At 57.2% G+C, this 12,770-nt stretch carries 16 protein-coding genes; 15 read left to right on the forward strand and 1 reads right to left on the reverse strand.

Annotated features, from left to right (window positions below; translation table 11 throughout):
- The first annotated feature begins 5 nt into the window (after window positions 1-5).
- From MCM46_04370 to MCM46_04380, 3 genes are all read left to right on the forward strand, one after another.
- Window positions 6-449 carry a CBS domain-containing protein gene (locus MCM46_04370; protein MCG3111040.1) on the forward strand — a complete coding sequence of 148 codons (444 nt, stop codon included), beginning with the start codon at window positions 6-8 and terminating at the stop codon, window positions 447-449.
- Window positions 450-527: 78 nt separating this feature from the next.
- Window positions 528-1,049 carry a universal stress protein gene (locus MCM46_04375; GenBank protein ID MCG3111041.1) on the forward strand — a complete coding sequence of 174 codons (522 nt, stop codon included), beginning with the start codon at window positions 528-530 and terminating at the stop codon, window positions 1,047-1,049.
- 357 nt (window positions 1,050-1,406) lie between these two features.
- The gene (locus MCM46_04380) at window positions 1,407-1,592 is read left to right on the forward strand and encodes a hypothetical protein (GenBank protein MCG3111042.1); all 186 of its coding nucleotides are present in this window, start codon (window positions 1,407-1,409) and stop codon (window positions 1,590-1,592) included.
- A 12-nt stretch (window positions 1,593-1,604) separates the two neighbouring features.
- On the opposite strand, the gene MCM46_04385 is transcribed toward MCM46_04380, so the two are convergent.
- Window positions 1,605-2,282 carry a response regulator transcription factor gene (locus MCM46_04385; protein MCG3111043.1) on the reverse strand — a complete coding sequence of 226 codons (678 nt, stop codon included), beginning with the start codon at window positions 2,280-2,282 and terminating at the stop codon, window positions 1,605-1,607.
- Window positions 2,283-2,455: 173 nt separating this feature from the next.
- Here MCM46_04385 and MCM46_04390 point away from each other — a divergent pair, with 173 nt between their 5' ends.
- From MCM46_04390 to MCM46_04445, 12 genes are all read left to right on the forward strand, one after another.
- Window positions 2,456-3,625: a PAS domain S-box protein gene (locus MCM46_04390; GenBank protein MCG3111044.1), complete on the forward strand. Its 1,170-nt coding sequence runs from the start codon at window positions 2,456-2,458 to the stop codon at window positions 3,623-3,625.
- Between the two features lie 30 nt (window positions 3,626-3,655).
- Window positions 3,656-4,111, forward strand: a complete 456-nt coding sequence (locus MCM46_04395) for a response regulator (GenBank protein MCG3111045.1) — start codon at window positions 3,656-3,658, stop codon at window positions 4,109-4,111.
- Window positions 4,112-4,195: 84 nt separating this feature from the next.
- Complete coding sequence (locus MCM46_04400) at window positions 4,196-4,648, forward strand: universal stress protein (protein MCG3111046.1); 453 nt, start codon at window positions 4,196-4,198, stop codon at window positions 4,646-4,648.
- 10 nt (window positions 4,649-4,658) lie between these two features.
- The gene (locus MCM46_04405) at window positions 4,659-6,368 is read left to right on the forward strand and encodes an AarF/ABC1/UbiB kinase family protein (GenBank protein MCG3111047.1); all 1,710 of its coding nucleotides are present in this window, start codon (window positions 4,659-4,661) and stop codon (window positions 6,366-6,368) included.
- Window positions 6,369-6,459: 91 nt separating this feature from the next.
- Window positions 6,460-6,993, forward strand: a complete 534-nt coding sequence (locus tag MCM46_04410) for a universal stress protein (GenBank protein MCG3111048.1) — start codon at window positions 6,460-6,462, stop codon at window positions 6,991-6,993.
- Window positions 6,994-7,043: 50 nt separating this feature from the next.
- Window positions 7,044-7,457, forward strand: a complete 414-nt coding sequence (locus tag MCM46_04415) for a CBS domain-containing protein (GenBank protein MCG3111049.1) — start codon at window positions 7,044-7,046, stop codon at window positions 7,455-7,457.
- Window positions 7,458-7,580: 123 nt separating this feature from the next.
- On the forward strand, window positions 7,581-8,084 hold the full coding sequence (locus tag MCM46_04420) for a ubiquinol-cytochrome c reductase iron-sulfur subunit (protein ID MCG3111050.1): 504 nt from the start codon (window positions 7,581-7,583) through the stop codon (window positions 8,082-8,084).
- Window positions 8,084-9,397 (forward strand): cytochrome b N-terminal domain-containing protein, encoded by a 1,314-nt coding sequence (locus tag MCM46_04425; protein MCG3111051.1) that lies wholly within the window; start codon window positions 8,084-8,086, stop codon window positions 9,395-9,397. Before MCM46_04420 ends, MCM46_04425 begins: the two co-directional genes overlap by 1 nt.
- Before the next feature lie 60 nt (window positions 9,398-9,457).
- Window positions 9,458-9,784, forward strand: a complete 327-nt coding sequence (locus MCM46_04430; GenBank protein MCG3111052.1) for a c-type cytochrome — start codon at window positions 9,458-9,460, stop codon at window positions 9,782-9,784.
- A gap of 259 nt (window positions 9,785-10,043) precedes the next feature.
- Entirely contained in the window at window positions 10,044-10,430 is a 387-nt protein-coding gene (locus tag MCM46_04435) for a hypothetical protein (protein MCG3111053.1), read from the forward strand.
- A 120-nt stretch (window positions 10,431-10,550) separates the two neighbouring features.
- Window positions 10,551-11,924, forward strand: a complete 1,374-nt coding sequence (locus MCM46_04440) for a sigma 54-interacting transcriptional regulator (protein ID MCG3111054.1) — start codon at window positions 10,551-10,553, stop codon at window positions 11,922-11,924.
- Window positions 11,925-12,103: 179 nt separating this feature from the next.
- Window positions 12,104-12,556 (forward strand): DUF4149 domain-containing protein, encoded by a 453-nt coding sequence (locus MCM46_04445; protein MCG3111055.1) that lies wholly within the window; start codon window positions 12,104-12,106, stop codon window positions 12,554-12,556.
- Window positions 12,557-12,770: the final 214 nt, after the last annotated feature.

Below are 12,770 nucleotides of genomic sequence, written 5' to 3' on the forward strand. Positions count from 1 at the left end.
CGATCATGGGTGGAACAGACTATTGGATTGGGGGCAAAACACTTTGGGAGATGGATGCCTCGCATATGATGGAACGGGAAGTCGTCTCCTTCACATCCGACGCTTCCTGCCATGACCTTGCGGAAGCGATGATCAAAGGACGCTTCGGCGGGATTCCGATCGTCGACGCCGAGAGACGGCTCATCGGGATCGTCACCGAATTCGACCTCCTCAACGCCCTGCTCGCCGGATTGGATTTAAGGGAAACCTTGGCGGGAGAGGTGATGTCGGAGCCGATCTGCATCACAGCGGAGATGGCGGCGGAGGAGATGATGGTTCTCTTTCAATCAGGCCATCTCATCCGTGTCCCGGTGGTCGATAAGGAGAACCGTTTAACCGGGATGGTCACCCGCCGGGATCTCCTGGCCGGTTATCTCGAATCGGCCTTGGGACCGCTCCCCGTATTTTAGAAGATTGCGGATCGCGAAAGAGATGAGAGACGTCCCGGCGGAACGTCTCTCATCTGCAATCGAATGGAGGAACCAGCCATGGAAAAGGTGAATAAAATTTTCGTGCCGACCGATTTTTCGTCCTGCTCACAAGCGGCGATCGCTTATGCGGTTTTTCTCGCGCAGCAGCTGAACGCGACGCTCCTTCTGACCCATATTTTAACCCCGCTCAACTACCCGCTCGATTTTGCGCTGATCGAATACTCCGAATTCGATCGGGTGAAAGCCAGCCAGGGGCTCGATCGGATCGCGCGCCCTTGGCAACAGAAGGGGGTCCAGATCGAGACCCATCTCTTCAAGGGAGATCCGGCCACGGAGATCGCCGACAAGGCGAAGCGCCTGGAATGCGATCTCATCGTGATGGGAACCCACGGGAGAAGCGGCATGGCCCATTTGATGATGGGAAGCGTGGCCGAGCGGGTCGTCCGAACCGCGTCGATCCCGGTTCTGACCGTCCGGTCGTGGACAGAGAAAGAGGCGGAAAAAGTTCCCCAAGTAGAAAAGATCGAAGAACAAATGGCGGCAGCCGGTTCCTCGGACAACTGGGGAATAATGATCTGATTCGAATCGGTTGCCGTAGGGGCGAGGCGGCGCCTCGCCCTGATCCGTCATTAGAAAAGGGCGACCCATCGGGGTCGCCCCGACGATAAATCGTTCTCCCCTTCCTGAAACATCAAATTCATTCCCTTTCATTCCTCTTTCGCCGCATCATCTCATTCGATAGATCCCCCTCTTCTCTTCTACCGAAAACACCCCTTCGGGCGAAAACACCCCTTTCGGGGCGTTGTGCCCCGCGCGATGATCCGGCAAAATGGCATCATGTTCAACAGAAGTGAAAGACGCTGAACTGCTTCAAGCCATTTAAGACAAGCGCAAAAAACCGACAACCAGAGAAACATCGCCAAAGAGGAGAATCCGATGAGATGTTTGAGATGCCGGGGGATGATGGTGGAAGAGCGGGTTTTCACAATAGAAGGGGGGATCGCCATGGCGCGGTGCGTCTGTTGCGGCGACCTGATCGATCCGGTCGTGATCCGGAATCGATCGGTCCCCTGCTCCGCTGAGGCACGAGGAGGGAGGCACTACGGGCTGGGGATTGCTTAATCGGCCGGCAGGTTATACGCCGAGCATCGGTCCAGACAAGATTTTGGAGACGAGGGTGGCCCGGTTGTGAACGTCCATCTTTTGATAGATCTTCTTGAGATGGCCTTTGACGGTCAGCTCGCTGATGAAGAGCCGGTCGGCGATCTCCTTGTTGGCGTCCCCCCGGCAGAGGCACTTGACGACGTCCACCTCCCGGTTGGAGAGATCGAACGTCTCTTGAACCTTCTTCATGTCGATGACCCGCTCGCTCCCCTCGGCCTGGACCACCCAGCGGCTCTGAAGCTGAAGGGCCCGCTTCTCGATTGCGAGACGGACCGCTTCGATCAGCTGCGGCAGATCGTCCTTTGACTTCTCAAGGTAATCGAAAGCCCCTTCCCGCCTCAAAGACTGGATGGCGGTCTTCATGGAAGCGTGGCTGGTCAGCATGATCGCAATGATCTCGGGATCGATCTGTTTGGCCTCGTGCAAAACATCGATGCCGTTGATTTTTGGAAGATGGATATCGAGGATCAGAACGCCCGGGTGGGCAAACCGTTCGTGGAGAAAATCGACCGCCTCCTGACCGTCCCGCGCGATGTGGAGCGGATTCGAGATGCCCCCCTTCTTGAGGGAGCGTTGGATCACTTCGATGTCGGAAGGGCTGTCCTCCACCAGAAAGATCGGAATCGACTCTTTGTTGACGGTACTCATATGGGATATAATCCATCGAGAGGTGAACGATCATTCGAGATTATATTCTCGTTGTAAGCCGCTGTCAACGACGCGGGAGGGAGGAAAAGGTCATTGCCTTCCCCCCTTCCCTCTGCTATCATCCGGGCCGATTCGAGCGGCGCGGCAAACATCAAAAATTAAGCCGGATTCGTATGAACGACAGAGAAAAGACGAAAGAGCAACTTCTCGCGGAGATCGACCTCCTCCGTCGCCGACTGGCGCAGGCGGAGGAAACCGAGAGCACCCATCTTAAGGCGGGGTTGAAGTTTCAGCGCCTTTTGGAGGTGGCTCCCGATGGAATCATCATCGTCGATCGGGGCGGATTGATCACGCTGGTGAACGCCCAGGCGGAAAAGCTCTTCGGCTATCTCCGGGAAGAGCTGCTCGGCCAGCCGATTGAGATCCTGGTGCCGGAGCGCTTTCGGGGGGCGCATGTCGGCCACCGGGAAAACTATCACACCCAGCCGCGCACCCGGCCGATGGGGGCCGGCCTCGACCTGGCGGGCCGCCGAAAAGACGGGAGCGAGTTCCCGGTGGAGATCAGCCTCAGCCCGATTGAAACAGAGGAGGGCGCCCGGGTCATCAGCATCGTCCGCGACATCACCGACAAGAAGGGGGTGGAACAGAAGCTGCGCGAGAAAATCCGCGAGATGGACGACTTCGTTCATGTCGTCTCGCACGATCTAAAGGAGCCGCTGCGGGGAATCGAGGCGTTCGCCGGATTCCTCGCCGAAGATTACGCTCATCTATTAGACGACGAGGGACGCCGCTATGTTCAATTTCTCAAATCGTCCGCCGTTCGGATGAAAGATTTAATCCACGACCTGCTGACGCTCGCCTCGATTTCCCGAAAAGCCCCCGCGCAGCAGAAGATCGATCTCAACCGGATCCTCGGGAATGTCGAGCAGGATCTCTCTTATACAATTGAGCAGAAGAAGGTCCGGATCTCCCGGAAACATCCCCTCCCGACGGTCGTTTGCGATCCGACCCGGATGGGAGAGCTCTTCAAGAATCTTCTCTCCAATGCCGTTAAATTCAATATGTCGTCCGTTCCGGAAATAGAAATCGACCTCAAAGAGGAGAAGGGGTTTTATCTCTTTTCGGTCAAGGACAACGGCATCGGGATCGATCCCCGCTATCAGGCTCAGATCTTTGGACTCTTCGAGCGGCTCCATCCCCAGGAGGAGTTCGAGGGGACCGGCGCGGGGCTCGCCATCTGCAAGAAGATCATCGAGGACTGCGGCGGGAAAATTTGGGTCGAGTCTGCGCTGGGGAAAGGAAGCACCTTCTTCTTTACCCTTCCCCAAAAGGACTCACGATAAACATTCATTTTAAGTAGGAGCTGGAAGGCCATGTCGAGTCAACCTCTTCAACCGGTGAAGATCCTCCTGGTGGAGGACAATCTGCAGGATATCGAGATCGCCCGGCGCGCCTTCGCCAAAGGAAGGGTGAAGAACGAATTGATCGTGGTGAGGGACGGTCAAGAGGCGCTTGATTATCTCTACCGCCAGGGCAAATACAAGGACCCCGCCTCCTCTCCCCGCCCCGGCATGATCCTGCTCGACCTGAATCTGCCGAAGGTCGGCGGGATGGAGGTGCTCCAGCAGATCAAGAAAGACGAGGCGCTGAAGTCGATTCCGGTGATCGTTTTGACTGCCTCCCCCCGAGAGGAGGATGTGGTCCGAACCTATAACCTCGGCGTCAACACCTACATCCAAAAACCGGTCGAATTCGACAACTTCATGCGGGTGGTCCACGCGGTTCAGGAGTACTGGATTGTCATCGCCTCGCTTCCCCCCTCCGCTTAGCTGTCAAAACCCCCCTTTCGTGGGATTGCCGTCGATCCGTCCTGTAGCACACAATGAGCTGACAATAACGAAAGGAGGGTCGCCATGAAGATCAATACCATTCTCGTCCCCACCGATTTTTCAGAGCTCTCCAACGAGGCGGTCGACTATGCCTTTTCGATGGCCAAACGGATCGGCGCAAAGATGGTTTTTATGCACACCCTCGAATGGCCTGATCATCCCGATGAGATGACCCCGATGGCCGATGAGGGATACGCCTTCATGAAAGACCGCGGCAACGCCATGCTCCATGATCTTGTGGAGCAGGCCGCAAAGGAAGGGCTGGAGGCAAGCGCGCTGTTGGCCGACGGAGTCCCCTTCGTAGAAATCATTCAGGTGGCGCGGAAGCACAATACCGATCTGATCATCATGGGGACACATGGACGGACCGGGTTCTCGCACGTCATGATGGGAAGCCAGGCGGAGAAGGTGGTCCGGCAGGCCCCCTGCCCCGTCCTGACGATCAAGAGCCCGCAGCATGTCTTCACGCCGGCCTAACGGTCGCATAATGAATGACCGATCGCTCCAATTCAAATGGACCGACTTGAATCGCCTGCGGACGATCGTCGGGGTCGTCTTCGAATCGGGGGGGGACCTCCTCATTCAGCGATTGCGGCTGAAATACTTCATCCCCCTTTGGTTTCGGCTCCGGGCCGTTTTCACCCGGCGTCCCCCGGAAGCCCCCCTGATGAAAATCGACGGGAGCGGTCCGATTCTCTCCCCCGCCCTCCTCCGATCGGTCCTGGAGCGATTGGGACCGACCTTCGTCAAGTTGGGACAGGTCTTGAGCATGCGGGCCGATCTCGTCGGCGAGCCCCTCTCCCGGGAGCTCTCCAAGCTGCAAAGCGACGTCGCGCCCTTTCCATACGAAGCGGTCCGCCGGATCGTCACGGAAGAATTCGGCACCCCCCCGGAGGCGCTCTTCAAATCTTTCGAGGAAAAACCGGCGGCGGCCGGATCGCTTGCCCAGGTCCATCGCGCGCTTTTAATCGACGGGACCGAGGTCGCCGTCAAAGTCCAGCGGCCGGAGATCGAGAAAATCATCCGGCAGGACATTCATCTTCTCTATTATTTGTCCAGTCTGGCGGAGCGCTTCATCCCGGAGTGGAACATCTACCGGCCGACCCGGATCGTGAAGGAGTTCGCCGACTGGACCCTGCGGGAGCTCGACTTCGAGGCCGAGGGACATCACGCCGAACGCTTCCGGGCGATCTTCAAGGAGAATCCGAACATCCACATTCCCCGGGTCTACTGGGAGTGGACGACGAAGCGGGTCCTCACGATGACCTTCTCGCATGGGGTCAAGGCCGACGACCTGGCGGGAATGGAGGCATTGGGAATCGATCGAAAACGGCTCGCCTCGATCGGGGTCGATGCTTTCTTCGAGCAGTTTCTGACCGCCGGGTTTTTCCATGCCGATCCGCACCCCGGCAATTTCTTCGCCACGCCGGAGGGGTCGCTCTGCCTGCACGATTTCGGGATGGTCGGTTATTTGGATGAGGAGGCGCGGCGCACCCTGCTTCATGCCCTCCTCGGCTTCGTCAAAAAAGACATGGAGGGGTTCACCAAACACTTTCTCCGCCTGGCGTTGGTCGACGAACGAAGCGACGTCAGCGGCTTCAAGAAAGATCTTTCCAACATCTTGAGCGAATTCTTCTACTCGCCCCATCCGCCGAGCGCCGCTCGCGCCTTCTTCCGGGCGATCAATCAGGGAACGCGAAACGGCATCCGATTCCCCTCCGACCTCGCCCTCTTCGGCAAGGCGATCCTGACCACCGAGGGGATGGGGCTGCTCCTTTATCCCGAATTCGACTTCAACCGGGAGCTGGAGCCGTTCGTCCAAAAAGCGTGGCAGGCGTATTGGAGCCCGCGGCGTCTGCTGCGGAGCGTCGAAACCGATCTCTTCGACCGGCTGGAACTCCTCAAAGGATTGCCCGATCGCGTTGAAAAAGTGTTGATCAAAGTGGAGCGGGGCGAGATCGGCGTGAAGCTCGACGCCGGCGACCTCCATGGGATCAAGCAGGAGTTCGATCGGCAAAACGACCTTCGGATCTTGGGCCTGGTCCTGACGGCCATCTCGGTCGTCACCCTCGGTCTTTTTTATCTGGAAGGGAAACGGGTCCTCTTCGGCCTCTCCCTCAGCCACCTCAGTGCGGCGCTTTGGGGAGTGCTCTTCGTCTGGTTTCTCTCCCGACTCCGGCAGGCCCCTCTGCCATAAAAAATAGAGAACAGCTTCCTGAAGAAACGCTCCTTTTGGGGGGTTGTCGCTGTTTCTCGGTTCGGTCAGAATAGAGTTACGGAAGCCAATAATGGATACCACCACAGGCGATACAAGCGGGAACGATCCTTTTGCTTCTGGAGAGACCGACATGAAGAAGATAAAGAAAATTCTTATGAGCACCGACTTCTCGGAATGCGCGAAAGCGGCATTCGATGAAGCGGTTCAACTCACCCGCCAGCTGAACGCGGCGCTTCTTTTAACCCATGTCATAGAGCCGATCGACATCGCCAGCTCCCACATTGAACCGTTCGACTTTCTTGAACTGAGGCTGCTACAGAAGCTCGATCGAATGGCTCACCCATTGAGAGAAGAAGGGCTCCTGGTCGAAACCCATCTCTTCAAGGGTGATCCCGCCGCCGAAATCATTAAGGCGGCGGGAGATCTCCAATGCCACCTGATCGTCATGGGGACGCACGGGCGAACGGGGGTGCAGCGCCTCTTGATGGGAAGCGTGACGGAGCGGGTCCTCCGCGCCTCCCCCGTCCCAATCGTAGCGGTGCGGCGGCAGGCGGCGGCCGAGAATAAAAAAACGCTTGCAAAAGAAGAAACCGCGGCCGCCTGACGGCGCCCCGGAAAACGATAGCCTCTGTAAATATGGAAAGGAGGAGCCCGATGATTCCTCTGGTGGAACGATTTACGACAATGAAGATCAACGCGATCGATGCCGATGAAAACATTTCGGAGGCGGCGAAAGGGATGGCGGCAGACGCGATCGGAAGCTTATTGGTGACCCGGGAAGGGGCCTATGTCGGGATCATCACCGAGACCGATATCGTCCGAAAGGTGATCGCAAAACAGCTTGACCCCGCCGGCATTCTGGTCTGGCAGGTGATGCAGTTCCCCCTCATCACCATCGAGGCCGACAGAACGGTGATGGAGGCGAATGACCTAATGGAGTCGAAGGGAATCCGCCACCTTGCCGTGACCCGCGGAGGAGAGGTGGTCGGCGTCTTTTCGGTCCGGGATCTCCTCCGGCCGCTCTACATGGAAGAGATGGCCGGATTTTTCCTCGGCCCGCCGGAATAGATTTCACAGTCGCCTCTTATCGCGAGAGACGTCCGGAATATCCCTTTCCTCAAAAAAGGCATTGCCTTCGTTTGAGTATTGGATATAATTGTTCCCTATTAAAAACACTCAAACGGAGGTGAGATGTCGGAGATCAACCGAAGAGGTTTTTTCGGAAAGATCATTGCAGCCATTTCAGGACTTATCGGTCTGGGGTTGGGAATTCCTCTTCTCGGATATGCGGTTCTCCCGACCCTCCGTAAGCGGGAAGAGCCCTGGTCGGAGGTCGGACCGCTCGATCTGATCGAGCTTAACCGGCCGAAAGAACTCGAGGTGGTTCGCTCCTCCTCCAGCGGCTGGATGAAGAGCAACACCGTCCGGTCGTTCTGGGCTTACAAAAAACCGGACGGCGAGGTGGTCGCCTTCTCCCCCATCTGCACCCATCTCGGCTGCGGTTATCGATGGTCCGACGCAGATCAGCAATTTCTCTGTCCCTGTCACAACTCGGTTTTTGACCTTGAAGGAAAGGTCCTCGCCGGTCCCGCCCCCCGCCCGCTCGACACGCTTCCGACGAAAATCGAAGGGGATCGGCTCTTTGTTCTTTATCAGGAATTCAAAGCCGGTCTTCCCAAGAAAGAGGCGATCTGATGAATCGCCTCTTCTCCTGGCTCTCCGACCGTCTCAAATTGCCGCCGATCCTTCATCATCTCCTCGATGAGGCGATTCCGGGGGGCGCCAGCTGGATTTATATCTTCGGAAGCGTCACCCTTTTTCTCTTCCTGTTACAAGCGACGACCGGAACCTTTCTCGCCCTCTACTACGCCCCCACTCCTGACCATGCGTATGAGAGCGTGAAGTTCATCCAGGAGGAGGTCCCATTCGGCGCCTTTGTCCGGGGACTGCACCACTGGGGGGCGAGTGCCATGATGGTGGCGATCGGCCTTCACATGCTCCAAGTTTTTCTCTATGGTGCCTATAAACCGCCGCGGGAGCCGATGTGGATCGTCGGTGTTTTTTTATTAATCCTCACACTGACCTTCGGCTTCACCGGCTATCTTCTCCCCTGGGATCAGAAAGCCTACTGGGCGACTCAGGTCGGGATCAATCTGGTCGGGAGCGTCCCCTGGATCGGCGGAACCCTCGCGCGGATTCTCCGCGGCGGGGCGGAGCTGGGCGCCTTGACCCTCAGCCGGTTCTTCGCCATCCATACCCTCTTTCTTCCTTGGCTGATTATGTTCTTGATCGCCGGACATCTTTTCATCCTTCGAAGGGTCGGTCCGGCCGGCCCCTGGGACAAAGCGCGGGCGAAGCGGATCTCGGAGCCGTTTTATCCAAAGCAGGTCTTCATGGATGCGGTGGCGATGGGAGCGGTTTTTCTGGCGCTGGTCGTCCTGGTCAACCTCTTTCCGGCGCATTTGGGGGATCCCGCCGATCCGACCGACACCACCTTCCGCCCGGTTCCGGAGTGGTATTATCTCTTCTACTATCAGCTTCTGAAATATTCGGAAGGACCGTGGGAGCCGGTCGTCACCTTTGTCCTCCCGGTCCTCTTCTTCGCAATTCTCTTTGCCATCCCCTTTCTCGGCCGAAAGCGGGAGCGCTCGCCGGCGCGGCGTCCGATCGCGATCGGCGCCGGGGCGTTCTTTTTGGTTTTCGTCTTCACCCTTCTCGGCCTGGCGATGAAGGAGACCGCCGCGTTGAAGAAAACCGATCCGGCGGTCGAGCGGGGGCGGGCGATTTACGCCAAGCTCGCCTGCGCCGGCTGCCACCGCATCCACGGCCAGGGGGCGCAGGTGGGGCCCGATCTCTCCTTCGTCGGCGATGCGCGCGACCGCGATTGGTTGATCGCCCACTTCAAAGACCCGCAATCATTGGTCCCCGGATCAATCATGCCGCCGACCCGTCTCCCCGAACCGGAACTGGAAGATTTAACGCGGTATATGCTCAGCCTGAAAAAGTGATAAGGAAACCCAAGAGACGTTCGGGAAAATAATCAATTCTAATTTGAGTGGAGGAGTCGTATGCGAAACCGATCTCTTTTGATCTTCACGTTATTGGCGCTCTTTTTAACCTTCGCGGAGCGAGCCTCGGCCGCCGACGCGGCGAAAATAAAACAGGGGGAGAAGCTCTTTGGCGAGCGCCAATGCACCGCCTGCCATGCGATTCAGGGGAAGGGGGGTCCGGTCGGCCCCGATCTCACCAAGGTCGGAAGCCGCCGGGACGAGGCGTGGCTCAAGAAGTTTCTTCCCGATCCGAAGTCGGTCGCCCCGGAGACGATGATGCCTCCCTTCCGCGGAACGAAGGAAGAGCTGGATGCATTGGTGGCTTATCTCCTCTCGTTAAAGTAAGAAGGGAAAGCGGCCGAGCCTGCCTTGAAGATTTCCGCTCCAACTGTTCAGATTGTCCGGCCGGTTAGTCGAATTGGACAACGGCCGCCTCCTTCTCCCAAAATAAAAAAGAGATTCACTCTTCTAACGCTTTATATTCCTTGAACAACCGGCTTCGGATCGCATCGGACCCGCTCGGCACCTTCTTTGCTCTTTCATGAGTTAGGTGGGATGGAAGGTCCCAGCGTCGATCGGTAGGAGAATAAAGGAGGGAAGGGAGATGAAATCAAAATGGAGCCATCGGCTTGGGGTGGCGGGATTGGTGATCGTCTCCTTCTTTCTAATCGGCTTTGTGGCTGCGCTTCAGCCGGAACCGGTTCCAGAGGAGGAGGTGGTCTTCGCCCAGGCAGCGCACCTGAACAACCGGGGGGTGGAGCTTTATCGACAAGGAAAAATCCAGGAGGCGCTTTCAAATTTCATCGTCGCCTCGGAGATGGACGATACCTTCTGGCAAGGTCACTACAATTGTGCGGTGGCATTGATTGCGATGAAAAACCTGAGGGAAGCGCTCCATCACCTGGAAATGTCGATGGAGATCGACCCGGAGAATCCGGTCTCCCGGCGTCTCTACGAAGATCTTTACTGGAGAGTCGAAATGACCGTCTGACGGCGGTCGAGGCGATCGGGGCAAGAGTTGATCTAGATCAACTCTTGCCGTGATTTATATCATTGTTACGAAAGGAGGGATCGGATAGTGTGAAATTACCAAAGACACAGGGCCATCACCGTGAACGAGTCCGACTTCAGGAACGATCCTCACCCCGTTTTAGATGGAATCGCCGACCCGATTATTGTGATCGATCGGGACTTCAACCTGACCTATGCCAATAAGACGGTCCGGGGAAGAACCGCCGGAGCAAGCCCGACCGGACAAAAGTGTTACGAAGTCCTCCATGGAAAAAACCACCCTTGCGATCCCTGCCCCTGCCTTCAGACATTCGAGACCAATAAACCTTACCGTGTGATCCGCAAGACCGAATCGACGGAAGGGGGAAGCCCCGTCCTCAAAGAATTTCGATCCTACCCTATTTTGGATCAGGAGGGGAAGGTCATCCGCACCATTGAAGTGATTCAAGAGCTCTCCCCTGCCGAAGCGCCCCTCTCCGAAGAGAACACCCCTGCACGAAAACGGAAAGCCCCCTCCGCCGGGGAACGCTCCTTCTGCGGCATGATCGGGGGGAGCAAAAAAATCAAAGCGCTCTTTCAGATGATCCGGCTGATCGCCCCCAGCAATGCGACGATCCTGATCTACGGCGAGAGCGGCACCGGCAAAGAGCTCGTCGCCAAGGCAATCCACCAGAGCAGCCTCCGGCGCGATCGGCCCTTCATCGCCATCGACTGCGGCGCGCTTCCCGAAACGTTGCTGGAGAGCGAGCTCTTCGGCCATGTCAAAGGGGCCTTCACCGGCGCCATCCAGAACAAAAAAGGGCTCTTCGAAGAAGCCGAAGGGGGAACCCTCTTCCTCGACGAGATCGCCGACACCAGCTTGGCGTTTCAGTCGAAGCTCCTTCGGGTGTTGCAAGAAGGGGAGGCGCGGCCGGTGGGAGGCAATCGGAGCATCAAGGTGAATGTGCGGGTGGTGGCCGCCACCAACAAGCCGCTGAAGGAGGCGATCGCCCGAAAGAACTTCCGGGAAGATCTCTACTACCGGCTGGCGGTGATGCCGATTGTGATTCCCCCCCTTCGCGAGCGGCCGGATGATATCCCGTTGCTCGCCGAACACTTCATTGAAAAATATGCCCTCCCGAACGGAAGAGGCCCGATGTATCTGTCGGGAGAGGCGTTGAGCCTGCTGATGAAATTTCACTGGCATGGGAACGTCCGGGAACTGGAGAACGTCATCGAGCGGGGGGTGCTCGTCTCCCCCGGCCTCGAAATCCTTCCCGAATCGTTCCTGATCGACGAAGAGATCCCGATCCCTTCCTCTCCGTCGATCCCCCTCTCCATCTCACGTGATGAAGCGGTGCTCAAGGTGGAAAAAGATCAGATCATCGACGCGATCAAAAGGCACAAGGGGAATAAGTCGCTCGCCGCCCGCTCCCTCGGCATCGCCCGCGCCAGCCTCTACAACAAGATCAAACGGTATCAACTCGATCGCTGACGTCGTCGCCTATCCACCTGGTTCCCCATCGTGACCGCCGTCTTCTCTTCTTCGACCGATCCCGACCGGTCGACTCGGGGAGGTTTGTCGAAAGATCTGAGAACGATCGTGGGTGATCTGATTGTCTTAAATTCCACGATCAAAACAGACTCCTCCGAATGGAAAGGACGGAAAAACGTATGTTCTGGATGGTTTTAATTTGGATTCACATTTCGGCGGCGATGTTTTGGGTCGGGGGGATGCTCTTTTTTTCCATCGTCCTCATCCCCTCCCTCCGAAAGATACCTCCCGTGGATCGAGCGGGGCTGATGAGTGAAATCGGGAGACGTTTTCGTCTCACCGGCTGGACCGCGCTGGGGATTCTCCTGGTCACCGGCCTGCTTCGTGTTTATCATCTTGGACTTCCCCTACGAATGGAAGGCTGGTTCGGGATGAAGTTGACCCTAATCGCATTGATGATCTCGTTGACCTTTCTTCATGATATCGTCCTCGGCCCTCGATCGATCCGAATCAGCCGATCCACGGCGGCGCCTCACCCGCTCCAACGGACCGTCCGGTGGATGGCTCGATTGAACCTGCTGGTCGGCCTCTTCATCGTCTTGGCGGCGGTCTATCTCGCCAGAGGATATTAGCGAGGAGAGATCCTGCGGCGGGCTGTTCACCTGTCCAAGTCGGCGGGCCGGTTGTGACCAAGACATTGGACAGTTGGACAGCGCCGCCGGACCGCCCTCCTCCTCCCCTTCTCCGAAAAAAATAAAATTCCGCTCCATTCGGGCCTTTTTCAAACGCTTCCGTGAGAGGCATGTCTTTTGCTCTCGGAGATACACTGTTCCGAACCGCAATGAA

The sequence above is a fragment of the Candidatus Manganitrophus morganii genome (genome assembly GCA_021651055.1).
Taxonomy (GTDB): domain Bacteria; phylum Nitrospirota; class Nitrospiria; order SBBL01; family Manganitrophaceae; genus Manganitrophus; species Manganitrophus morganii.